This window comes from Streptomyces sp. NPDC030809 (genome assembly GCF_055572195.1).
On record NZ_JBVIDV010000020.1, the window covers coordinates 1 to 23,035 of the forward strand.

Annotated in this window: 18 protein-coding genes; 10 read left to right on the forward strand and 8 right to left on the reverse strand. The window is 73.0% G+C overall.

What is annotated here, in order from left to right; all coding sequences use genetic code 11:
* The first annotated feature begins 460 nt into the window (after positions 1–460).
* From ACZ407_RS24795 to ACZ407_RS24805, 3 genes are all read left to right on the forward strand, one after another.
* Positions 461–1,687 carry an MFS transporter gene (locus tag ACZ407_RS24795; RefSeq protein ID WP_468131791.1) on the forward strand — a complete coding sequence of 409 codons (1,227 nt, stop codon included), beginning with the start codon at positions 461–463 and terminating at the stop codon, positions 1,685–1,687.
* A gap of 32 nt (positions 1,688–1,719) precedes the next feature.
* Positions 1,720–2,229, forward strand: a complete 510-nt coding sequence (locus ACZ407_RS24800) for a MarR family winged helix-turn-helix transcriptional regulator (RefSeq protein ID WP_468131793.1) — start codon at positions 1,720–1,722, stop codon at positions 2,227–2,229.
* Between the two features lie 82 nt (positions 2,230–2,311).
* Positions 2,312–2,644 (forward strand): DUF3817 domain-containing protein, encoded by a 333-nt coding sequence (locus ACZ407_RS24805; protein WP_468131795.1) that lies wholly within the window; start codon positions 2,312–2,314, stop codon positions 2,642–2,644.
* 37 nt (positions 2,645–2,681) lie between these two features.
* On the opposite strand, the gene ACZ407_RS24810 is transcribed toward ACZ407_RS24805, so the two are convergent.
* Positions 2,682–3,977, reverse strand: coding sequence for a serine hydrolase domain-containing protein (locus tag ACZ407_RS24810; RefSeq protein WP_468131797.1), 1,296 nt, complete (start codon positions 3,975–3,977; stop codon positions 2,682–2,684).
* Between the two features lie 158 nt (positions 3,978–4,135).
* On the opposite strand from ACZ407_RS24810, the gene ACZ407_RS24815 reads away from it, so the two are divergent.
* On the forward strand, positions 4,136–5,836 hold the full coding sequence (locus tag ACZ407_RS24815) for an acyl-CoA mutase large subunit family protein (protein WP_468131799.1): 1,701 nt from the start codon (positions 4,136–4,138) through the stop codon (positions 5,834–5,836).
* A 108-nt stretch (positions 5,837–5,944) separates the two neighbouring features.
* Here ACZ407_RS24815 and ACZ407_RS24820 read toward each other — a convergent pair whose 3' ends face one another.
* Positions 5,945–6,565, reverse strand: coding sequence for a TetR/AcrR family transcriptional regulator (locus ACZ407_RS24820; protein WP_468131801.1), 621 nt, complete (start codon positions 6,563–6,565; stop codon positions 5,945–5,947).
* 243 nt (positions 6,566–6,808) lie between these two features.
* Here ACZ407_RS24820 and ACZ407_RS24825 point away from each other — a divergent pair, with 243 nt between their 5' ends.
* The 4 genes from ACZ407_RS24825 (at position 6,809) to ACZ407_RS24840 (ending at position 10,986) form a co-directional block, all read left to right on the forward strand.
* Entirely contained in the window at positions 6,809–7,786 is a 978-nt protein-coding gene (locus tag ACZ407_RS24825; protein ID WP_468131803.1) for a tetratricopeptide repeat protein, read from the forward strand.
* Between the two features lie 565 nt (positions 7,787–8,351).
* Entirely contained in the window at positions 8,352–8,984 is a 633-nt protein-coding gene (locus tag ACZ407_RS24830) for a DUF6230 family protein (RefSeq protein ID WP_468131805.1), read from the forward strand.
* Between the two features lie 126 nt (positions 8,985–9,110).
* A complete protein-coding gene (locus tag ACZ407_RS24835; protein ID WP_468131807.1) occupies positions 9,111–9,713 on the forward strand; it encodes a DUF6114 domain-containing protein in 603 nt (200 codons plus the stop codon).
* Positions 9,703–10,986, forward strand: a complete 1,284-nt coding sequence (locus tag ACZ407_RS24840; protein ID WP_468131809.1) for a hypothetical protein — start codon at positions 9,703–9,705, stop codon at positions 10,984–10,986. The genes ACZ407_RS24835 and ACZ407_RS24840 overlap by 11 nt, the downstream gene beginning before the upstream one ends.
* A 130-nt stretch (positions 10,987–11,116) precedes the next feature.
* Here the strand turns inward: ACZ407_RS24840 and pyk are convergent, their stop codons facing one another.
* The 3 genes from pyk to pta form a co-directional block, all read right to left on the reverse strand.
* Positions 11,117–12,544, reverse strand: coding sequence for a pyruvate kinase (gene pyk, locus ACZ407_RS24845; RefSeq protein WP_468131811.1), 1,428 nt, complete (start codon positions 12,542–12,544; stop codon positions 11,117–11,119).
* A 63-nt stretch (positions 12,545–12,607) separates the two neighbouring features.
* Positions 12,608–13,816, reverse strand: coding sequence for an acetate kinase (locus ACZ407_RS24850; RefSeq protein ID WP_468131813.1), 1,209 nt, complete (start codon positions 13,814–13,816; stop codon positions 12,608–12,610).
* 39 nt (positions 13,817–13,855) lie between these two features.
* Entirely contained in the window at positions 13,856–15,940 is a 2,085-nt protein-coding gene (pta, locus tag ACZ407_RS24855) for a phosphate acetyltransferase (protein WP_468131815.1), read from the reverse strand.
* A gap of 281 nt (positions 15,941–16,221) precedes the next feature.
* Here pta and ACZ407_RS24860 point away from each other — a divergent pair, with 281 nt between their 5' ends.
* Positions 16,222–17,247 carry an ATP-dependent 6-phosphofructokinase gene (locus tag ACZ407_RS24860; RefSeq protein WP_468131817.1) on the forward strand — a complete coding sequence of 342 codons (1,026 nt, stop codon included), beginning with the start codon at positions 16,222–16,224 and terminating at the stop codon, positions 17,245–17,247.
* 175 nt (positions 17,248–17,422) lie between these two features.
* On the opposite strand, the gene ACZ407_RS24865 is transcribed toward ACZ407_RS24860, so the two are convergent.
* Positions 17,423–18,118, reverse strand: coding sequence for a helix-turn-helix domain-containing protein (locus tag ACZ407_RS24865; protein ID WP_468131819.1), 696 nt, complete (start codon positions 18,116–18,118; stop codon positions 17,423–17,425).
* Positions 18,119–18,329: 211 nt separating this feature from the next.
* On the opposite strand from ACZ407_RS24865, the gene ACZ407_RS24870 reads away from it, so the two are divergent.
* On the forward strand, positions 18,330–18,935 hold the full coding sequence (locus tag ACZ407_RS24870; protein WP_468131821.1) for a TIGR03086 family metal-binding protein: 606 nt from the start codon (positions 18,330–18,332) through the stop codon (positions 18,933–18,935).
* 99 nt (positions 18,936–19,034) lie between these two features.
* On the opposite strand, the gene glgB is transcribed toward ACZ407_RS24870, so the two are convergent.
* Positions 19,035–21,425 carry a 1,4-alpha-glucan branching enzyme gene (gene glgB / locus ACZ407_RS24875; RefSeq protein WP_468131823.1) on the reverse strand — a complete coding sequence of 797 codons (2,391 nt, stop codon included), beginning with the start codon at positions 21,423–21,425 and terminating at the stop codon, positions 19,035–19,037.
* A 130-nt stretch (positions 21,426–21,555) separates the two neighbouring features.
* On the reverse strand, positions 21,556–23,007 hold the full coding sequence (locus ACZ407_RS24880; RefSeq protein WP_468131825.1) for a maltokinase N-terminal cap-like domain-containing protein: 1,452 nt from the start codon (positions 23,005–23,007) through the stop codon (positions 21,556–21,558).
* Positions 23,008–23,035 lie beyond the last annotated feature (28 nt).

Below are 23,035 nucleotides of genomic sequence, written 5' to 3' on the forward strand. Positions count from 1 at the left end.
CAGACGTTTGCTCTTCCGAGCTGGGCTCCGCCCCAGACCCCGCGCCTCAAACGCCGGCGAGGCTGAAATGTGCCCGGCGGGGCTGGAATGGGCCCGGCGGGGCCGAAAAGCCCGGGGCTCCGCCCCAGACCCCGCGCCTCAAACGCCGGCGAGGCTGGAATGTGCCCCGTCAAGCTGGAGGTTGCCCTGCGAGGCTGGAGCGTGCCCGGCGGGGCCGAAAAGCCCGGGGCTCCGCCCCAGACCCCGCGCCTCAAACGCCGGCGAGGCTGGAAGCGTGCCCCGCGAGGCTGGAGGTTGCCCCGCCAAGCTGGAGCGTGCCCGGCGGGGCTGGAGCGTGCCCCGCGGGGTGGGAATGCGCCCCGCGAGGGGCGTGCCCCGGTGGGGCCGAAAAGCGCGGGGGTCGGATTCGGGGTGGGGCGAATGTGTCGTCTCGGGCGGGGCGGCCGGTCAGGGTCGGGGCATGGATGCCATCGAAGCGGTGCCCGCGCGCGGGTTCCGTGCCGCGCTGCACGCAAAAGAGTTCCGGGCCGTCTTCGCGGCCCACCTCGTCTCCCTCCTCGGCCTCGTCGTCGCCGAGATCTCGCTCACCGTCCTCGTCTACCGCCTCACCGGCTCCCCCCTCCTGAGCGCCCTCACCTTCGCGCTCGGCTTCCTCCCGTACCTGCTCGGCGGCACCCTCCTCGCCGGGCTCGCCGACCGGTACCCGGTCCGCCGGATCCTCGTCGCCTGCGACCTCGTCTGCGCCGGCTGCGCGGCCCTGATGGTGCTGCCCGCCGTGCCCGTGGCCGCGCTGCTCGCCCTGCGCTGCGCCATGGCCTTCGTCGCGCCCCTCTTCCAGGGCGCCCGCAACGCCTCGCTCCCCGACGTCCTCGGCACCGGCGAAGCGCTCGTCCTCGGCCGGTCCCTGCTGCGGATGGTCGCGCAGAGCGCCCAGCTCGCCGGCTTCGGGCTGGGCGGGCTGCTGCTCGTCGTGGTCCCGGCCCGCGGGGCCCTCGCCCTGACCGCCGCCGCCTTCCTCGGCTCGGCCCTGCTGCTGCGCTTCGGCACCCGGCGCCGGCCGGCCCGGGCCGCCGCCGGGCCCCGCCCGGGCCCGCTGTCCGGGTTCCGCGCGGTGTTCGGGAACCGCCGGCTGCGCGCCCTGACCCTGCTCTTCTGGGTGCCGCCCGCCTTCGCCGCCGCGCCCGAGGCGCTCATGGCCCCGTACGCCGACGGCATCGGCGCCGGGACCGCCGCCCTCGGCCTGCTGATGTGCGCCCTGCCCGCCGGCACGATCGCCGGGGAGCTGTGGGCCGGCTCGGTGCTGGGCCCGGCCGCCCGGGCCCGGATCGTGTACCCGTGCGCCGCCGCCGGACTGCTCCCGCTGCTCGGGTTCGCACTGCGCCCCTCCGCGGCCCCGCTCGTCCTGCTCCTCTTCCTCGCCGGGCTGGCGCACGCGTACACCATCGGCCTGGACCGCTGGTACGTGGACGCGGTCCCGGAGGAGCTGCGGGGACGGGCGATGACCCTGCTCAGCACCGGGATGATGACCCTCCAGGGGGCCGGCATGGCCCTGGCCGGGCTGGCCGCCGAGGCCGTTCCCCCGCACCTGGTCTCCGCCGGCGCCGCCGCCCTGGGCACGCTCTGCGTCCTCGTACTCCTCGGTGAACTGCGGGCGACCGCAGGTGACCGAAAGCCGAGACGGGGCTGAACCGCGATGTTCCCGGGCGGTAGGGTCGCCGGGTGTCCAAACCGCTCAGCCTTCCCTTCGATCCCATCGCCCGCGCCGAGGAGCTGTGGCAGCAGCGCTGGGGTGCGTCCCCCGCGATGGCGGCGATCACCTCGATCATGCGGGCCCACCAGATCCTGCTGGCCGAGGTGGACGCGGTCGTGAAGCCGTACGGGCTCACCTTCGCCCGCTACGAGGCCCTGGTGCTGCTCACCTTCTCGAAGGCCGGCGAGCTGCCGATGTCGAAGATCGGCGAGCGCCTGATGGTGCACCCGACCTCCGTCACCAACACCGTGGACCGGCTCGTGAAGTCGGGCCTGGTCGCCAAGCGCCCCAACCCCAACGACGGCCGGGGCACCCTCGCGACGATCACCGACAAGGGCCGCGAGGTGGTCGAGGCGGCCACGAAGGACCTGATGGCCATGGACTTCGGGCTGGGCGTCTACGACGCGGAGGAGTGCGCGGAGATCTTCGCCCTGCTGCGCCCCCTGCGCGTGGCGGCCGCCGACTTCGAGGAGAAGTAGCCCGGCCCCGGGCCCCAGCCCCCCCGCCCGCGGGGGTGGCCCCGGTCAAGATCGGCCATATCGGGCGGCTACGCTCGTGGGCATGAAGAAGAGCGTGCTGACCAGGTACCGGGTGATGGCCTTCGCCACCGCCGTCATGCTGCTCGTGCTCTGCACGTGCATGATTTTCAAGTACGGCTTCGACAAGGGCGCCGACCTGACCTTCGTGGTCTCCCAGGTCCACGGCGTCCTCTTCATGATCTACCTGGTCTTCGCGTTCGACCTCGGCTCCAAGGCCAAGTGGCCCTTCGGGAAGCTGCTGTGGGTCATGGTGAGCGGCACCATCCCGCTCGCCGCGTTCTTCGTCGAGAAGAAGGTCCGCGCCGAGGTCGAGCCGCTGCTCGCCGACGCCGAGCCCGCCGTGGCCAAGGCCTGACCGGCCCCCGCCGCGGCGGGGGCGGGCGCCCCGCCGGCTACGACGCCGACGGGGTCGGCTTGCCGGGGGTCACCGGCTTCTTCAGGAAGTAGACGTTGTCCGGCGAGACGACCTGCGTGATCGCCTGGCCGATCAGGGTGCTCGGCTCGTGCCCGTCCACCGTGATGTCCGTGTTCAGGATGACCACCATCGTGGCGTCCGCGTCCGGCAGGTGCATCACCAGGTCCTCGTAGCCGGGCAGCGAGCCGTTGTGCCCGACCCAGCCCCGCACGTTGAACAGGCCCAGCCCGTAACCGGCGCCCTCGATGCCCGTCGGGAGGGTCTTCAGGCGCTGCAGCTGGGTGGGCTCGGAGACCAGCTCCGTGCCGTCGGGGGTGCGCCCGGTGGCGATCACGGTCGCCCACGTCCGCAGGTCCTCCAACTTGGAGATCATCGCGCCGGCGGTCCAGCCCCAGGACGGGTTCCAGTCCGTCGCGTTCGCCTCCTTGCCCGACAGGGTCTGGTTCGTGTAGCCCTGCGGGTGCGGGGAGGGGAAGGCGGCGTCGGTCGGGAAGATCGTGTTCTTCAGGCCGGCCTTCCGGATCACGTTCTCGGTGATGTAGTCGCCCGCGTCCTGCCCGGTGATCCTCTCGATCAGCAGGCCGAGCAGGACCAGGTTGGTGTTCGAGTACTCGAACCGGGCGCCGGGCTCGAAGCCCACCGGCTTGTCGCTCCTGAAGGCGTAGTCCAGCAGCTCGTCCGGCGTGTACGGCTTCGCGGGGTCGGACAGCAGGTCGCGGACGAACGCGTCCTCCGTGGTGTAGCTGACCAGGCCGCTGCGCATCTCGGCGAGCTGGCGGACCGTCACCCTGTCGGCGTTGGGCACCTTGGTGCCGTTCGACAGCTCGGAGATGTACGTGCCGATCGGCGCGTCCAGGTCCACCTTCCCCCGGTCGACCAGCTCCAGTACCGCGGTGACCGTGAACGTCTTCGTCACGCTGCCGATGCGGCTGTACATGTCCGGCGTCATCGGGGTCTTCTCGGCCTTGTCGGCCACCCCGAAGGTCTTCACGTACGTCTGGTCGCCGCCGGGCCGCCAGACGCCCACGATCGCGCCCGGCACCCCGGCCTTGCGCAGCGCTTCGGCGACGGCCGTGTCCAGCCGCTGCACCACCTCCGGGTCGCCGAGGTCGGCGAAGTCCCCGGGCTCCACGGCGGCCGCGGCCGCGGCGCGGGGACCGGGCGGCCGCCCGTCGTCCCCGTGCGCGAGCCCCGGGGCCAGCGGTACGGCGATCAGCCCGGCCGTCACGGCGCCGGCCCAGGTCCTGCGCAGCCGGATGCTCGAGTACCTCACGGGAACCTCCTCGCACCCCGAGTGCCCCGAGGACAAAGACGCCTCCCAGCGTAGGCACGTCCCGATCAAGGCCGCACGGCGAGCCCGCCGGGGCCTTCCGGCGACTCTCCGGGATCCGCCATCGACATTTACTAGGACGTCCTAGTAAATTCGAAGCCATGGACGCTGACGCCATCGAGCAGGGCCGCCTCCGCTGGCAGGCCCGTTACGACCGGGCCCGCAAGCGGGACGCCGACTTCACCACCCTTTCCGGCGACACCGTGGAGCCCGTGTACGGGCCGCGGCCGGGCGACACCTACGAGGGCTTCGAGCGCATCGGCTGGCCGGGCGAGTACCCGTACACCCGCGGTCTGCACCCCACGGGCTACCGCGGCCGGACCTGGACCATCCGCCAGTTCGCCGGCTTCGGCAACGCCGAGCAGACGAACGAGCGCTACAAGATGATCCTGGCCGCCGGCGGCGGCGGGCTCTCCGTCGCCTTCGACATGCCCACCCTCATGGGCCGCGACTCCGACGACCCGCGCTCCCTGGGCGAGGTGGGCCACTGCGGCGTGGCCATCGACTCGGCCGCCGACATGGAGGTCCTCTTCAAGGACATCCCGCTCGGCGACGTCACCACCTCCATGACCATCAGCGGTCCGGCGGTGCCCGCCTTCTGCATGTACCTGGTCGCCGCCGAACGCCAGGGGGTGGACCCGGCGGTGCTCAACGGCACCCTGCAGACGGACATCTTCAAGGAGTACATCGCGCAGAAGGAGTGGCTCTTCGAGCCGGAGCCGCACCTGCGCCTCATCGGCGACCTGATGGAGTACTGCGCGCAGGGCATCCCCGCGTACAAGCCGCTCTCGGTCTCCGGCTACCACATCCGCGAGGCCGGGGCCACGGCCGCGCAGGAGCTCGCGTACACCCTCGCCGACGGCTTCGGCTACGTGGAGCTCGGCCTCTCCCGCGGCCTGGACGTGGACGTCTTCGCGCCCGGCCTGTCCTTCTTCTTCGACGCCCACCTCGACTTCTTCGAGGAGATCGCGAAGTTCCGCGCCGCCCGCCGGATCTGGGCCCGCTGGATGAAGGAGGTCTACGGGGCGAAGACCGACAAGGCCATGTGGCTGCGGTTCCACACCCAGACCGCCGGTGTCTCCCTGACGGCCCAGCAGCCGTACAACAACGTGGTGCGCACCGCCGTCGAGGCCCTCTCCGCGATCCTCGGCGGCACCAACTCCCTGCACACCAACGCCCTCGACGAGACCCTCGCCCTCCCCAGCGAGCAGGCCGCCGAGATCGCGCTGCGCACCCAGCAGGTGATCATGGAGGAGACCGGGGTGGCCAACGTGGCCGACCCGCTGGGCGGTTCCTGGTACGTGGAGCAGCTCACGGACCGGATCGAGGCCGACGCCGAGAAGATCTTCGACCAGATCAAGGAGCGCGGCCTGCGCGCCCACCCCGACGGCAGGCACCCCATCGGCCCGATCACCTCGGGCATCCTGCGCGGCATCGAGGACGGCTGGTTCACCGGCGAGATCGCCGAGTCGGCCTTCCGCTACCAGCAGGCCCTGGAGAAGGGCGAGAAGCGGGTCGTCGGCGTCAACGTGCACCACGGCTCCGTCACCGGCGACCTGGAGATCCTGCGGGTCAGCCACGAGGTCGAGTGGGAGCAGGTGCGCGCCCTCGGCGAGCGCAAGGGCCGCCGCGACGACGCCAAGGTGAAGGCCTCGCTGGACGCGATGCTCGCCGCGGCCCGCGACGGATCGAACATGATCCCCGCGATGCTGGACGCGGTACGGGCCGAGGCCACGCTCGGCGAGATCTGCAACACGCTGCGGGACGAATGGGGCACCTACACGGAGCCCCCGGGCTTCTAGCCCCGGGCTTCTAGCCCCCCGGGCTTCCGGCCCCCGGGCTCCCGTCCGCCGGCTTCCGGGCCGCGGGCGGGCGCCCGCGGCCGCCGTGCCACCGGGGCGCCGCGCAGCTCACAGCTGCGCGGCGCCCTTCAGTCCGTGCATGAGCAGGGCGGTGAACGAGGACACCCACAGCCCGTCCACCGGCTCGGAGCTGACCAGCGCCCGGTGCACCACGGTCCCCGCGATCACGTCGAAGATCAGGTCGGTGGTGTGCCCGGCGAGGCCCGCGTCCTGCTCGTACGGCAGCTCCCCGCGGGCCTGCGCCCGCTGCCGGCCCAGCACCACCAGGTGCTTCTGCCGGTCCACGATCGCCGACCGGATCCGGTCGCGCAGGGCCTCGTCCCCGGTGGACTCGGCCACCACCGCCATCAGGGCGGTACGGGCCTCCGGGCGCCGCAGCAGCTCGGCGAACTGGAGGACCACCCCCTCGATGTCGGCCTCCAGGGAGCCCCGGTCGGGCAGCTCCAGCGCGTCGAAGAGCTCCGCGACGGCGTCCACGACCAGCTCGTTCTTGCCCGCCCAGCGGCGGTAGAGGGTGGTCTTGGCGACCCCCGCACGGGCCGACACGTCGCCCATCGTCAGCTTGGACCAGCCCAGCTCGACCAGGGCCTCCCGGGTCGCGGCCAGGATCGCGGCGTCCGCGGCGGCGCTGCGGGGGCGTCCTGTGCGGGCGGGTGGTCTGGAATGCATGGCGGTGACCATACCCGTCGGTAGGGATACGTCCTGTGGCCCACATCACGCAGCGCCGGAGCCTGCGGGCAGTTACGCTACGGCTCGTAGCGTAAGAGCGACAACCACAGGCGCCAGGTGGGGACCCGGCGCCGACGCTCGTGCCCTCCGGCCACGGCCGGCGGCACTGCACAACCGGCCTTCGGACCGGACGTTTTCGGCCGGTCTTTTCGCGGTCGCGCGCGCAGGGGGGAGGATGTACGCATGCAGCCCAGAAACATGTCCATGAGCGGCGTTGTCGACCTCGCCGCTGTGAAGGCGGCCGGCGAGGCCAAGGCGAAGGCCGAGCAGGCGCGGGCCGAGGCCGCGCGCCAGGGCGGCAGCGCTGCCGTACCTCCGTCCGCGCTGGTCATCGACGTAGACGAGGCCGGCTTCGAACGCGATGTGCTGCAGCGGTCCGCCGAGGTCCCGGTCGTCATCGACTTCTGGGCCGAGTGGTGCGAGCCCTGCAAGCAGCTCGGCCCCCTGCTGGAGCGCCTGGCCGTCGAGGCCAACGGGCGCTTCGTTCTGGCCAAGGTCGACGTGGACGCCAATCAGATGCTGATGCAGCAGTTCGGCATCCAGGGCATTCCCGCGGTCTTCGCGGTGGTGGCGGGCCAGGCCCTGCCGCTCTTCCAGGGCGCGGCGCCGGAGGCCCAGATCCGCGAGACCCTGGCCCAGCTGGTCCAGATCGCCGAGGAGCGCTTCGGGCTGACCGGCATCGCCGTGGACCCGGCCGCCGCGGGCGAGGGCGCGGGCTCCGCGCGGACCGCCGCTCCAGCCGGCCCGTACGACGCCCTGCTGGAGGCGGCCGTGGCCGCGCTCGACGCGGGCGACCTGGCCGGCGCGATCCAGGCGTACAAGAACGTGCTCGCCGACGACCCGGCCAACTCCGAGGCGAAGCTGGGCCTGGCCCAGGCCGAGCTGCTCTCCCGGGTGCAGGGCATGGACCCGCAGGCCGTGCGCGCCGCGGCGGCCGCGAACCCGAACGACCCGCAGGCGCAGATCGCCGCGGCCGACCTGGATCTCGCGGGCGGGCACGTGGAGGACGCCTTCGGCCGCCTGATCGACACGGTCCGCGTCACCGCGGGTGCCGAGCGGGACGCCGTACGCGTGCGGCTGCTGGAGCTGTTCGAGGTCATCGGCGCCGACGACCCGCGGGTCGGGAAGGCCCGTACGGCCCTCGCGCGCGTGCTCTTCTGAGGCGTGTGCGCAGCGGAGCGGCGTGACGCCACGGCGTACGCGGTTCTGTTGACACCGAGGTAAACAACGGCCGCGCTTTACCAAAACTTGGTAATCGCGGCCGCTGTTACTCGCAGTAAATCGAACCCCGGGATCTGCCCGGTTTGTCGAAGCGCGTCCCCTTCTGTCGCGGCCCGCGCTGCCACCCTGCGTACCCGCCCGAGGCCGTCCGGACGCACGGCGGTTATCGGGCCGTTACTAGCCAGTAACGACCCCCCTTGTGCCCCGGCCGTGAATGCACCACGATCGGCCACGCTCGGTCCATCGCATTGATGGGTCCCCACCGGGCGGACCGGAGCCTGGCGGCACCGGTCCGGGACAGGGGGGTCTCTGCCGTCGGCAGGGCCTGTCCTCCGGCCGTGCGCGAGCGCGGCCCAGTGGTTGTCGCTCGGGGGTGGTCGCCGGTGATCCTGTCGCGGTTCGCGCCGCCTCGGCCGCTTGCGCTCCTCCGAGGACGTAGCACTTCTCCCATCCCAGGACGGGCTCTGCCCGGACCGGAGATGTACGTCCGAGAAGGAGGAAACAGATGAGTTCCCAGGTTCGTGGCGGGACCAGATGGAAGCGCTTCGCTCTCGTCATGGTGCCGAGCATCGCGGCGACGGCTGCGGTGGGCGTCGGTCTGGCGCAGGGCGCGCTGGCCGCGTCGTTCAGCGTGTCGGGTCAGGACTTCAAGGTCACGGCCGACAAGCTCGAGGGTTACGACCTGATCCAGTACGGCGGTGTCGCCGAGGGTCACGACCTGGCGGGCAACAAGTCCGCGCACCCGGTCACCATCTCCGGGTTCAAGCAGGCCAAGATCACGAACATGTGCCAGTCGCTGGTCACCCCGGTGCCCGGCCTCGGCAACATCACCATGAAGCTCCGTGCGGGCCACAAGGGTGACCCGGCTGTCGCCGACAACATCTACCTGGATGTTGCGGACCTCGACACCAGCGTGTCCACGTTCAAGAACCTGGACATCGGTGTCGCGGTGGGCGACGCGAGCCACACCACCAAGCCGCAGCCGGGCACGGTCAAGAACCCCTACGCGTTCTCGCAGCGCGCCGAGGTGGCCGTCCTCGAGGGTGTCAAGCAGCGCGCCTGGGCCACCACGGCCGGCACGTTCAAGCTGAGCAACCTCAACCTGCAGCTCGTGGCGGGCAACGAGCCCTGCTACTAGGCCTCATGGGCCGTGAGCTGACCCAGTGACCGGACGGGCGGGCCGTCGCCTGCCGACCGTCCGCCCGTCCGGGCACCAGCACTTCACGTAGTTCTCCGTACCACCGTTTCCAGGGAGCTGTAGTCCATGAACGCCGAGACCCCGGGTTCCCACGAAGACATGCACTGGCTCCGCTACGGGCGGATGAAGTTCCGCGACTGGCGCGGTCAGCGGCCGTTCTGGGCCGGGTTGTTCACGCTGCTCGGCGGTGTTCCGATCGCCTACTTCCCCTACGCGGACGTGCGGCTGGGCAACATCACCATCGCCATGGCGACCACGGCGGGCGCCGGATCGCTCATCATCGGTGTGCTCCTGGTGACGCTGGGCCTCGCTCTCTGGTTCCAGCAGGCCATCCGCATCTTCGCGGGCGTCGCGGCGATCCTGCTGGCCCTGGTGTCCCTGCCGGTCTCCAACTTCGGCGGCTTCCTCATGGGCTTCCTGTGCGCCCTCTTCGGCGGCGCCCTGGCGCTGTCCTGGGCCCCGGGCGTGCCGCAGGAGGACGCACCCGAGGCCGGTGCCGGTCCCGAGGACGCGCTCGCCCCGCAGGCCGGCGGCGAGTTCCCGGGCCCCCGCACGGAAACGGATCCGCAGGACGGCTTCTACGAGCACGCGCAGGGCGTCTCGTTCCAGAAGCCCGATGCGCCCGAGACGACTGCCCACGCCAATGGCGGGAGGAACAGTGCGGGGTGACGAGACGCAGCGGGCGGTGGCCCCTGGCGCAGAGTCCCGTGAACGGAAGGGCCCGCGGCACGCGGCGCCGAGGAAGTCGCTGCTGACGAAGATCCAGATACCCGCCGGCAAGGCCATGGCCCTCGCGGCGATGCCCACGGCGGTGCTCGTCGGGATGGGCATGGCGCCCAAGCTCGCCCTGGCCGACGACAAGGACATACCCTTCGCCCCCGGACCGTGCGTGACGCGTTCCGACGAGCCGGTCGAGTCCGAGTCCCCCTCGCCGACCAAGTCCCCGGAGGCCACGCCGGCGCCCTCGGCCTCGCCGAGCGCGACCGCGAGCCCCGGAGCGAGCACCGGCCCGGTGCCGGGCGCCTCGCCCTCCGCCTCGAAGTCCGCCGGGCCGGACGCCTCCCCGGAGTCGCGGACCAGTGCCCCGGCCACGCCGGAAACCAAGCCCGAGACCCGGACGGTCGTGGACCCCCTCGACCCGCTGGGCGTCGGCGACAAGGTCAAGGACATCCTCGACGAGCTGGGCCGCCCGCTGCGCGACCGCACCCCGGACCCGACGCCGACGGCCACCCCGCCCGCCGTGCAGGCGCCCGGCACGGCGCAGCGCAAGCCCGCCGCCGACCCGACCGACCCGACCGAGCGGGCGATCCGGGACGCGGCCAAGCAGGCCGGCGCCGGGGTCGAGGAGCTCTCCGAGTCCGTCAGGAAGACGAAGGAGAAGGCCAAGGACGAGACGGGCGCCGGGGACGAGGAGAAGGCCGCCGAGGACGCGGACAAGGACAAGGACAAGGACGGCAAGGAGCCGTTCCCCTGTCCGACCCACGACCCGGAGGCCCTGGCCAACGCCGAGCTGGAGACGGGCGTACCGCTGCTGCCCGACGAGCCCTGGTACCTCGACAGCTCGCTGCTGACCCTCTACGGACTGGACTACCACGGCATCGTCGAGGTGAAGACGGCCGGCGGCAAGATCAAGAAGGTGCTGAAGTTCACCGCCTCCTCGATCGACATCAAGGACCTGCACCAGACGATCGTCGAGAGCGGCGTGACCGCCCACGTCAAGGCCCGCCCCGGCTCCACGTCCACCTTCCGCGACGGGACGGTCACGATGTACACGGACGAGCTGAAGGGCAACCTCTTCGGCATCGTCCCGATCACCTTCAGCCCGGACACCCCGCCCCCGGTGAACGTGCCCTTCGCCTTCTTCACCAACGTGAAGCTGAAGCAGGCGGGCCAGTTCGGCGGCACGCTGACCGTCCCCGGCCTGAAGAACTGGATCGACTAGCCGGCGCCCCGCCCGCCTCCTGCGGTGCACGCGCAGCACACCGAGGGCGGCACCCCGGTCCCCCGAAAGGGACCCGGGTGCCGCCCTCGGTCTCTGTGCGGCAGAGCGTCCGTGCGGCGGCCGGCCCGCGTCAGGCGGTGGCGCCGCCCAGGTGGTGCACCCGGACCATGTTGGTGGTGCCGGGCACGCCGGGGGGCGAGCCGGCGGTGATGATCATGGTGTCCCCGGCGTTGTAGCGGCCGAGCTTGACCATCTCGGCGTCCACGAGGTCCACCATCGCGTCGGTGTTGTCCACGTGCGGGACCACGTACGAGTCCACGCCCCAGCTCAGGGTCAGCTGGTTGCGGGTGTTCACGTCGGTGGTGAAGGCGACGATCGGCTGCGTGGCGCGGTAGCGCGACAGGCGGCGGGCGGTGTCTCCGGACTGGGTGAAGGCGACCAGGGCCTTGCCGTCGAGGAAGTCCGCGATCTCGCAGGCCGCGCGGGCGACCGAGCCGCCCTGGGTGCGCGGCTTCTTGCCCGGGACCAGCGGCTGGAGGCCCTTGGAGAGCAGCTCCTCCTCGGCCGCGGCGACGATCTTCGACATCGTCTTGACGGTCTCGATCGGGTAGGCGCCCACCGAGGACTCGGCGGAGAGCATGACCGCGTCGGCGCCGTCGAGGATGGCGTTGGCCACGTCGGAGGCCTCGGCGCGGGTCGGCCGGGAGTTGGTGATCATCGACTCCATCATCTGGGTCGCGACGATCACCGGCTTGGCGTTGCGGCGGCACATCTCGATGAGCCGCTTCTGCACCATCGGGACCTTCTCGAGCGGGTACTCGACGGCCAGGTCGCCACGGGCCACCATGACCGCGTCGAAGGCGGCGACCACGTCGGCCATGTTCTCGACGGCCTGCGGCTTCTCGACCTTGGCGATGACCGGGACGCGGCGCCCGACCTCGTCCATCACCCGGTGGACGTCCTTGACGTCGTTGGCGTCGCGGACGAAGGACAGCGCGACCATGTCGCAGCCCATCCGCAGGGCGAACCGGAGGTCCTCCACGTCCTTCTCGGACAGGGCCGGGACGTTCACCGCGGCGCCGGGCAGGTTGATGCCCTTGTGGTCCGAGATGACACCGCCCTCGATGACGATGGTCCTGACCCGCGGGCCGTCCACCTCGGTGACCCGCAGCTCGACGTTGCCGTCGTTGATCAGGACCTGGTCGCCCTTGGCGACGTCGCCCGGCAGCCCCTTGTAGGTGGTGCCGCAGATGGACTTGTCGCCCGGGACGTCCTCGGTGGTGATGGTGAACTCGTCACCGCGGACCAGCTCCACCGGGCCCTCGGCGAAGGTCTCCAGGCGGATCTTCGGGCCCTGGAGGTCGGCGAGGACGCCGACCGCCCGCCCGGTGTCCGCCGAGGCCTTCCGGACGCGGTCGTACCGCTCCTGGTGTTCTGCCTGGGACCCGTGGCTGAAGTTGAATCGGGCCACGTTCATGCCTGCCTCGATGAGCGCTTTCAGCTGCTCATACGAGTCGACGGCGGGGCCCAGCGTGCAGACGATTTTGGAACGGCGCATGAAGCGGATCCTATCGGGTTTGTTTCGTAGCGGAATATTCCGTCTGGCGGAAAGTCCAAGTGACTAACCGGTAACCAGCGCGTGCACCTGGGTGGCGATTTCCAGCTCCTCGTCCGTCGGCACCACGGCCACCGCCACCCGGGCGTACTCCGCGGAGATCAGGCGGGGCTCGCCGGACCGCACCGCATTCGCCTCCAGGTCGAGTGCCAGGCCCAGTTCGGCCAGCCCGTCCACCGCAGCTTGGCGCACCGCCGCCGCGTTCTCGCCGACCCCGGCCGTGAACACGACCGCGTCCACCCGGCCGAGCACCGCCGAGTAGGCCCCGATGTATTTCTTCAGCCGGTGGACGTACGTGTCGAACGCCACTTGCGCCGCGTGGTCGCCCTCGCCCGCCCGGCGCAGGATCTCCCGCATGTCGTTGTCCCCGCACAGGCCCAGCAGCCCGCTCTTCTTGTTCAGCAGCGCGTCGATCTCGTCCACCGACATGCCGCCCACCCGGGCCAGGTGGAAGACCACGGCCGGGTCCAGGTCCCCCGAGCGGGTGCCCATGACCAGCCCCTCCAGCGGGGTCAGGCCCATGGAGGTGTCCACGCACACGCCCCCGCGGACCGCCGAGGCCGAGGCCCCGTTGCCCAGGTGCAGCACGATGACGTTGACCTCCTCGGGGGCCTTGCCCAGCAGCGCGGCCGCGGCCCGGGACACGTACGCGTGCGAGGTGCCGTGGAACCCGTACCGGCGCACCGCGTACCGGTCCGCGGTCTCCGCGTCGATGGCGTAGCGGGCCGCCGCCTCCGGCATCGTCGCGTGGAAGGCGGTGTCGAAGACCGCCACCTGCGGGAGGTCGGGGCGCAGCGACCGGGCCACCTCGATGCCGGTGATGTTCGCCGGGTTGTGCAGGGGGGCCAGCGGCACCAGGTTGCGGATCTCCGCCAGCACCTCGTCGTCGATCACGGTCGGCGCGGTGAACCGGGTGCCGCCGTGCACCACCCGGTGCCCGACCGCGGCCAGCTCCGGCGAGTCCAGCCCCAGCCCGTCGGCGGCCAGCTCCGCGGCCACCGCCTTGAGCGCGGCCCCGTGGTCGGCGATCGGGCCCTCCTGCTCGCGGGCCGCGGCCCCGGTCCCGGGCAGCGGGGTGTGCACGAGCCGGGAGGTCTCCTCGCCGATCCGCTCCACCAGGCCGGTGGCGAGCCGGGACCGGTCGGCCATGTCGAGCAGCTGGTACTTCACCGACGAGGAGCCGGAGTTGAGGACGAGTACGCGCGATGCGGTCACGATGGGGGTCTTTCCTTCGGAAGGGTGGAGGGCTGGGGTTCAGGCGCCGGCCGGGCCGCGGGACTGCGCCTGGATGGCGGTGATCGCCACCGTGTTGACGATGTCCTGGACGAGGGCCCCGCGCGAGAGGTCGTTGACCGGCTTGCGCAGGCCCTGCAGGACCGGGCCGATGGCCACGGCGCCGGCCGAGCGCTGCACGGCCTTGTACGTGTTGTTGCCCGTGTTGAGGTCCGGGAAGACCAGCACGGTCGCCCGGCCGGCCACGTCGGACTCCGGCAGCTTGGTCGCGGCCACGGAGGGCTCGACGGCCGCGTCGTACTGGATGGGGCCCTCGATCAGCAGGTCGGGGCGCAGCCCGCGGACGGTCTCGGTGGCCTTGCGGACCTTGTCCACGTCCGCCCCGGTCCCGGAGGTGCCGGTGGAGTACGAGAGCATCGCGATGCGCGGCTGCACCCCGAACGCGGCGGCGGTGGCGGCGGACTGGACGGCGATGTCCGCGAGCTGCCCGGCGTCCGGGTCCGGGTTGACCGCGCAGTCCCCGTACACGAGGACCCGGTCCGCCAGGCACATGAAGAAGACGGACGAGACGATGGAGGCGTCCGGCTTCGTCTTGATGATCTCGAAGGCGGGGCGGATGGTGGCGGCGGTGGAGTGCACCGAGCCGGAGACCATGCCGTCGGCCAAGCCCTCCTGGACCATCAGGGTGCCGAAGTAGTTGACGTCGGTGACCACGTCGTTGGCGAGCTCGACGGTCATGCCCTTGTGGGCGCGGGCCTTGGCGTAGTACTCGGCGAAACGTTCCCGTAGCGGGGAGGTCTGCGGGTCGATCACCTCCGCCCCGCTCACGTCGATCCCCAGGTCGGCGGCCTTCTTGAGCACCGCCTGCTCCGGGCCGAGCAGGGTGAGGTCGCAGACCCCGCGGCGCAGCACCACGTCCGCCGCGCGCAGCACCCGCTCCTCGGTGCCCTCGGGGAGCACCACCCGGCGGCGCTCGGAGCGGGCCCGCTCCAGCAGCTGGTGCTCGAACATCATCGGCGTGACCCGCGTGGAGCGGGCCACCGAGATCCGGTCGCGCAGCCCGGCGGTGTCCACGTGCCGCTCGAAGAGGCCGAGGGCGGTCTCCAGCTTGCGGGGGGTGGCCGAGTTCAAGCGGCTCTGGAGCGCGAACAGTTCGGCGGCGGTCGGGAAGCTGTTGCCGGCCACCGAGACCACCGGGGTGCCGGGCGCCAGCCTGGAGGCCATGGCCAGGACGTGCGGGGCGGGGCGCTCGTTGAGGGTCAGCAGCACGCCGGCGATCGAGGGGGTGCCGGAGGTGTGCGCGGCGAGGGCCCCCACCACGAGGTCGGAGCGGTCCCCGGGGGTGACCACCAGGCAGCCGGGGGTCAGGGCGTTGAGGAAGTTCGGCAGCATGGCCCCGCCGAAGACGAAGTCCAGGGCGTCGCGGGCCAGTCCGGCCTCGTCGCCGAGGAGCACCTCGCCGCCCAGGGCCTGGGTGATCTGCGAGACGGTCGGGGCGGACAGCGACTTGTCCTCGGGCAGCACGTAGCAGGGCACGGGCAGCCGGGCGGACAGCCGCTCGGCTATGGACTCCCGGTCCGCCGGGGCCACCCGGTTCACCACCATGGCCACCACCTGGCAGCCCAGGGCCTCGAAGGCGCGGTAGGCGTTGCGGGCCTCGGCGCGGACCGCCTCGGCGGGCTGCGCGGTGCCGCCGACCACGGGCACGACCACGGCCCCCATCTCGTTCGCCAGCCGGGCGTTCAGCCCGAGCTCGTCGGGCAGGTTCGTCTCCGCGTAGTCCGTGCCCAGCACCAGGACCACGTCGGCCTCGCGGGCCACCCGGTGGTAGCGGTCCACGAGCCGGGACACGAGCTCGTCCACGCCCTTCTCGGCCAGGAGGGCCGAGGCCTCCGGGTACTCCATGCCGTACGCGGTGGCGGCGTCCTGGTCCAGCCGGTAGCGGGCCTTCAGCAGGTCGAACAGGCGGTCGGGTCCGTCGTGCAGGAGGGGGCGGTAGACGCCGACCCGGCCCGTCTGGCGGGCCAGCAGCTCCATGATCCCCAGCTCCACGACCTGGCGGCCGTCCCCCCGGTCGATGCCGGTCACGTACACGCTGCGCGTCACGCCTGCTCTCCGTCCCTCGGCCCGCCGGTCGGGCGGCGGTATGTGTGTAGATTTCCCCGTTAGGGTGGGCTTGACCTCTTGACAATACCCCTGCGGGTGGGTACGACGCCCGCCGGAAGAAGGCCCTCCGGAACGGGACCAAAGGCCCTGTGGGCGGAGCACCACAGAGCGCGGCCCGTCCGGAGCCCGTGGAACAATCGGACAAGCCTGGCCCCCCGGGGGCAGGCGGCCACACCGGGTACATCCGCACATGTACGACCCAGGAGCAGGAGCACAAGGCGATGCGCATCGGAGTTCTCACCGCAGGCGGCGACTGCCCTGGCCTGAACGCCGTCATCCGTTCGGTCGTGCACCGCGCCCTCGTCGGCCACGGCGACGAAGTCATCGGTTTCGAGGACGGGTTCAAGGGGCTGCTCGACGGCCACTACCGCCCCCTCGACATCAACGCGGTCAGCGGCATCCTCGCCCGCGGCGGCACCATCCTCGGCTCCGCCCGCATGGAGCGCGCGCGGCTGCACGAGGCCGCCGAGAACGCGGCGGAGCTGGCCCGGCGCTACGGCATCGACGCGCTGATCCCGATCGGCGGCGAGGGCACGCTGACGGCCGCCCGGATGCTCTCCGACGCCGGCATGCCGGTGGTGGGCGTGCCGAAGACCATCGACAACGACATCTCCTCCACCGACCGCACCTTCGGCTTCGACACCGCCGTCACGGTCGCCACCGAGGCCATCGACCGCCTCAAGACCACCGCCGAGTCGCACCAGCGGGTCATGGTGGTCGAGGTCATGGGCCGGCACGCGGGCTGGATCGCCCTGGAGTCCGGCATGGCCGGCGGCGCCCACGGCATCTGCCTCCCGGAGCGCCACTTCCAGGTGGACGACCTGGTGAAGATGGTGGAGGAACGGTTCTCCCGCGGGAAGAAGTTCGCGGTCATCTGCGTCGCCGAGGGCGCCCACCCCGCCGAGGGCTCGATGCCGTACGAGAAGGGCGCCATCGACCAGTACGGACACGAGCGCTTCGCCGGCATCGGCAACCGCCTCGCCATCGAGCTGGAGCACCGCCTCGGCAAGGAGGCCCGCCCGGTCATCCTCGGCCACGTCCAGCGCGGCGGGGTGCCGACCGCGTACGACCGGGTGCTCGCCACCCGCTTCGGCTGGCACGCGGTCGAGGCCGTCCACCGCGGCGAGTTCGGCAACATGACCGCGCTGCGCGGCACGCAGATCGTGATGGCCCCCCTGGCCGAGGCCGTCACCACCCTCAAGACGGTCCCCGAGGACCGCATGTACGAGGCCGAGTCCGTCTTCTAGACCGCGTGCCGGGCCCCGCGGGAGCGGCCGTCGGGCCCGTCCCGCCGGGACCTCCGGCCCCGATCCGGCGCCGAACGGCCCCGGTTCCCTCCGCACCGGAGGGGGCCGGGGCCGTTCCCGTACGGCCGCCGGGGCGGCACGGGGACGCCCCCGGCGGCCCGGCGGGCTCCGCAGGTCAGCGGCCCGTCGCGCGCGCCAGCTCCCAGAACCGCCCCACGATCTGCGCGAGGTAGGTGCGCCCGGCGTCCCCGTTCGCGGCCTGGCCCCCGCCGCCGCCCCAGCTCAGGGTGGCGACCATCGTGGACTGGTACTCGTCGTAGAGCTGCCCCAGCACCGCTTCCAGATGCTGCTTGGGCACCGGGATCAGCTTCGCGAGCGGCCGTACGTACGCCTGCCAGCGCGTGGTGACGGCGTTGCGCAGGTGCTCGGCGAGCTCCTCCTCCTTGCCGGTCGCGGTCACGAAGGCGGGCAGCGAGAGGCCGAGGGCCTGGGCGAGGGCCGCGGACTGCCGCTCGTTGCCCTTCCACCGGCCCGACTCCTCCATCTTCAGGTAGGCGCCCACCTCCACCCCGGTGCGCCGGGCCAGCTCCTCGGGGCCGAGCCCGCGGGCGATCCGGTGTTCCCGCAGGGTGGTGGGCTCGGCGAGGAGTTCGCCGGGGGAGCACCACAGCACGCCGGCGAGCGCGGTGAGCTCGGCGGCGGTGGGGGAGGAGTCGCCCCGCTCCCAGGCCATCACCTCCTCCGGCGAGACCGCGATTCCGTACTGGGCGCGCAGGCCGTAGGCGACGTGGCCGGGCGCCATGCCCAGGGCCGCCCTCAGGCGGCGGGCGGCGGGGGCATTGAAGGGGGGGCTGGATTGCACGAGGCACACCGTAGGAGCGGCGGGGGGCCGTCGACTACGGGCTGTTCCCCCAAGGTCACAACTCGTAGGAACATCCTAGGATCCTCTGCGGTTTGGGCGGTTTTCCCCGTGACCGTCCGGTAGCGGAATCCCGTCAAGATCGTCGATGTCTACGGAGTCTTCCGGCCGGGCGGCCCCCTGTCCAGGGGCGGGTGCCCCCCGCCTGCCCGACCATGGGGCCATGACCCCGCGACCGCCCGGCGAGTCCGTCGCCGACCGCTACCGCCGCCACGCCGACGCCTTCGAGCGCAAGATCGCCGCCGTCTCCGACCCCGCCGTCTGGGACCGCCCCTCGCCCTGCGCGGAGTGGACCGCCGGGGAGGTCGTGGCCCACATCGTGGACATGCACCGGGTGATGGTGCTGCCCTTCCGCCGCGAGCTCACCCCCGGCGCCGACCCGCTGACCTCCTTCCGCTTCGCCCGCGCCGCGGTGGAGGCCGTACTGGGCGACCCGAAGCTCGCGGGCACCACCGTCGACACCCCGATGGGCAAGGTCACCGCCGCCCAGCACATCGACCGGGTGGTCAGCGAGGACATGGTCCTGCACGGCTGGGACCTCGCCCGCGCCACCGGCCAGGACGACACCATGGACCCCGCCGACGTGGACCGCATCCACGCCGCCACCGCCGCCATCCCGGCCGGGGACATGGAACGGCTGCGCACCCCCGGCGCCTTCGGGGAAGGGGTGGTCGTCTTCGGCCCGGAGGTGCCGGTGCCGCACGACGCGCCCCTGCAGGACCGGCTGCTCGGGCTGATCGGCCGCGACCCCGGCTGGTCCGCCCCCTGAGGCACCGGGACGCGGTGCCCGCCGCCCCCGTGCCCCGGCGAGCCGGCGGACGCGCCCACCCCGGCGCGGGCGGGGGCCCGCCCGGGGCCCCCGCCCGCCTCACACCGCCCGGACCACCGGCCGGAACCAGACCGTCGCGAGCGGCGGCAGCGTCACCCGCAGACTGGCCGGCCGCCCGTGCGCCGGCACCTGCTCGATCCGCGTGGGCCCGGAATGGCCCACCCCGCTGCCCCCGAACCGCTCCGCGTCCGTGTTCAGCGCCTCCTGCCAGGCCGGGAACCGCTCCGGCACCCCCAGCCGGTAGTCGTGGCGCACCACCGGCGAGAAGTTGCTGACGGACAGCAGCGGGGAGCCGTCGGCCGCGTACCGCAGGAAGGCGAACACGTTGTCCTCGGCGGCGTCCGCCTCCACCCACGCGAAACCCTCGGGCACGGTGTCCTGCTCCCACAGCGCCGGCGCCCCCGCGTACACCCGGTTCAGCTCGCGGACCAGGTCCCGCACCCCGCGGTGGTCGCCGGCCGCCGCGTACGTGGGGTCCAGCAGCCACCAGTCCGGCCCGCTGGCCTCCGACCATTCGGCGCCCTGCGCGAACTCCTGCCCCATGAACAGCAGCTGCTTGCCCGGGTGCGCCCACATGAAGCCCAGATAGGCGCGGTGCCCGGCCCGCTGCTGCCACCAGTCGCCCGGCATCTTCGACACCAGCGCCCGCTTGCCGTGCACCACCTCGTCGTGGGAGATCGGCAGCACGTAGTTCTCGCTGTACGCGTACACCATCGAGAAGGTCATCTCGTGGTGGTGGTACTTGCGGTGCACCGGCTCGTGCTCCACGTAGCCCAGCGAGTCGTGCATCCAGCCCATGTTCCACTTCAGCCCGAAGCCGAGGCCGCCGAAGCCGCCCGGACCGGTGTGGTGGGTGGCCCGCGTGACCCCGTCCCAGGCGGTGGACTCCTCCGCGATGGTCACCACCCCCGGGCAGCGCCGGTACACGGTCGCGTTCATCTCCTGGAGGAAGGCCACCGCGTCGAGGTTCTCCCGCCCGCCGTGCTCGTTGGGCGCCCACTCGCCCTCCTTGCGGGAGTAGTCGAGGTAGAGCATCGAGGCCACCGCGTCCACCCGCAGCCCGTCGACGTGGAACTCCTCGCACCAGTACACGGCGTTGGCCACCAGGAAGTTGCGGACCTCCTTGCGGCCGTAGTCGAACTCCAGCGTCCCCCAGTCCGGATGGGCCGCCCGCCGCGGGTCCTGCGGCTCGTACAGGGGCCGCCCGTCGAACTCCGCCAGCGCCCACTCGTCCCGCGGGAAGTGCGCCGGCACCCAGTCCAGGATCACCCCGACCCCCGCCCGGTGCAGGGAGTCCACCAGGAAGCGGAAGTCGTCCGGCGTGCCCATCCGGGAGGTCGGCGCGTAGAAGCCGGTGACCTGGTAGCCCCAGGAGCCGCCGAAGGGGTGCTCGGCGATCGGCATCAGCTCCACGTGCGTGAAGCCCAGCTCCTTCACGTACGCCGGGAGCTGCTCGGCCAGCTGCCGGTACGAGAGCCCCGGCCGCCAGGAGCCGAGGTGCACCTCGTACACGGAGAACGGCGCGGCGTGCACCGGCCGGGCCCCGCGCCCGGCCAGCCACTCCGCGTCGCCCCACTCGTACGCCGAGGAGGTCACGACCGAGGCGGTGGCCGGCGGCACCTCGGTGCGCCGGGCCATCGGGTCCGCCCGCAGGGTGTGGCTGCCGTCGGGGCGCGCGATGTCGAACTTGTACAGCGCCCCCTCGCCCACCCCCGGCAGGAACAGCTCCCACACGCCGCTGCCGCCGAGCGACCGCATCGGGGCCGAGGTGCCGTCCCAGTGGCAGAAGTCCCCGGTGACCCGCACCCCCTGGGCGTTGGGGGCCCACACCGTGAACCGGGTGCCCGCCACCCCCTGGTGCTCCATCGGCCGGGCCCCGAGCGCCGTCCACAGCTCCTCGTGCCGGCCCTCGCCGATCAGGTGCAGGTCCAGCTCCCCGAGCGCCGGCAGGAACCGGTACGGGTCCTCCACCTCCGCCTCGGTGTCCTCGTACGCGACGAGCAGCCGGTAGTCGGGGACCTCGGCGAGCGGCAGCAGCCCCCCGAACAGGCCGTCCCCCTCGTCGTGCAGGACCGCCCGCAGCCCCTTGGCCACGACCGTCACCGTGCGGGCGAACGGGCGCAGCGCCCGGAAGGCCACGCCCCCGCGGGTCACGCGGGCCCCGAGGATCGCGTGCGGATCGTGGTGGCGGCCCTCCAGCAGCCGGGCCCGGTCCTCCGCCCCCAGCGCGGGACCGGGCCGCACCCCGGTGCGGGCGGCGGGGGCCCGGCGGGCCTGCGGGGGGCGGGTCTTCGCCGGCCGGGCGGGCGCGGGCCCGGCGGGCGGTGGCGCCGGGGCGGCCGGCGCGGAGGCCTGCGGCACGGGGGCCGCCGTGGCGGCGGGCGAGGCCTTCTCGGCGGTGGGGGATGACGGCTGACGGGCGGCGCTCACGTGGGCGGCCTCCTCGGGGGCTGCGTGGCGGTGGGGGGCGGAAGGGTGCCGGCGGTCGGGGAAGAGCGGGCCGGGGGGGAAGGACTCGGAAGGAGCGGGCGGGGGCGGGGGAGCGGGGGCGGGGAGCGGCTCAGGGCGAGGGGGCGGCGGCCAGGCGGCGGACGGCGGCCAGCGGCACGTGCAGCCAGTCGGGGCGGTGGCGGGCCTCGTACCGGGTCTCGTAGACCGCCTTGTCCGTCTCGTACGCGCGCAGCAGGACGGCGTCCTCCCGCGGGTCCCGTCCGGCCGGGCCCGCGTAGCCCTCGCAGAACGCGGCCCGGCAGGACTCCGCCCAGCCCGGGTCGAAGGGGTGGTGGGAGCGGGCCGCGTAGTCGAAGGAGCGCAGTATCCCGGCGATGTCCTTCACCGCCGGCTCGGGCCGGCGGCGGTCGGCCAGCGGCCGGGCCGGCTCCCCCTCGAAATCGATCAGGGACCAGCTCCCGTCGGCGGCCCGCAGGGTCTGCCCCAGGTGCAGGTCCCCGTGGATCCGCTGGGCGGGCACGGTCCGGCCGCGGCCGTCGGCCAGGGCGTCGAACGCCGCCCGCAACCCGCTCTCGTACGGCCGCAGCGCCGGGACCTCCCGGACCGCGGCCGCCAGCCGGGAGGTCATCCCGGCGGCGAGGCGGGCGGTGCGCTCCGGGCCGAGCACCAGCGTGGGCAGGGCCCCGGCCAGCGCCCGGTGCACCTCTGCGGTGGCCTCGCCCAGCCGCCGCGCCTCGGAGGTGAAGTCGGCCCCCGCGCCGAGCCGCCGCAGGGCGAGCTGCCAGCCGTCCGCGCAGTCGCGCAGGTACGGCTGGAGCACGCCCAGGGTGAGCGGCTCGGCGCCCGGCAGCTCCGCCTCGTACCAGGCCACCGGCGCCGGCACCCGGGTGCAGCCCGCACGGGCCAGGGCCCTGGGCAGCTCCAGGTCCGGGTTGAGCCCGGGCCCGACCCTCCGGAACACCTTGAGGATGTACGTTTCCCCGTACACCAGGCTGGAGTTGCTCTGCTCCCCGGACAGCGGCCGCGGCAGCAGCCCGGCCGGGATGGCCGCCCCCGGATCGCGGTCGAAGCGCAGCGGCGGGAGGGTGCCGGGGGAGCGCAGCCGCTCCAGCAGCAGGCCGGTGAGCCGCGGGTCGCCGAGCGCCTCGTACACCGTCAGCCCGGCGTACGGGCCGCTCTCCACCCGCCCGATCAGGGTGGGGGCGAGGGCGGGCGGCAGGGCCGCCCGCAGGCCGAGGAACAGCTGGTAGCAGTCCTCGTCCACGGTCACCAGCAGGTGGAGCAGCCCAGGGGAGGCCCCCGGGGGAAGCAGCTCCACCGCGGACACCGGCCGCAGCCGCTGCATGGCGCGCCCCTTGCCGGCGAACCACCGCTGCCGGGGCAGCCAGGCGCGCAGCAGCGGCTCCAGGGCGGCCGGGGCGGCGGCCGCCGGGGGTGCGGACCCGGCCGCGGTGGCGGCCGGGCCCGTCAGGACCGGCCCGGCCGGGGCCGCGGCGGCGGGCAGGGGCGGGGCCGGGCGGCGGGCCGTGGCACGGCCCCGGGCGGAGGCGGCCTCCGACATGGCATCGCGTCCTTTCGACGGGCCCGCC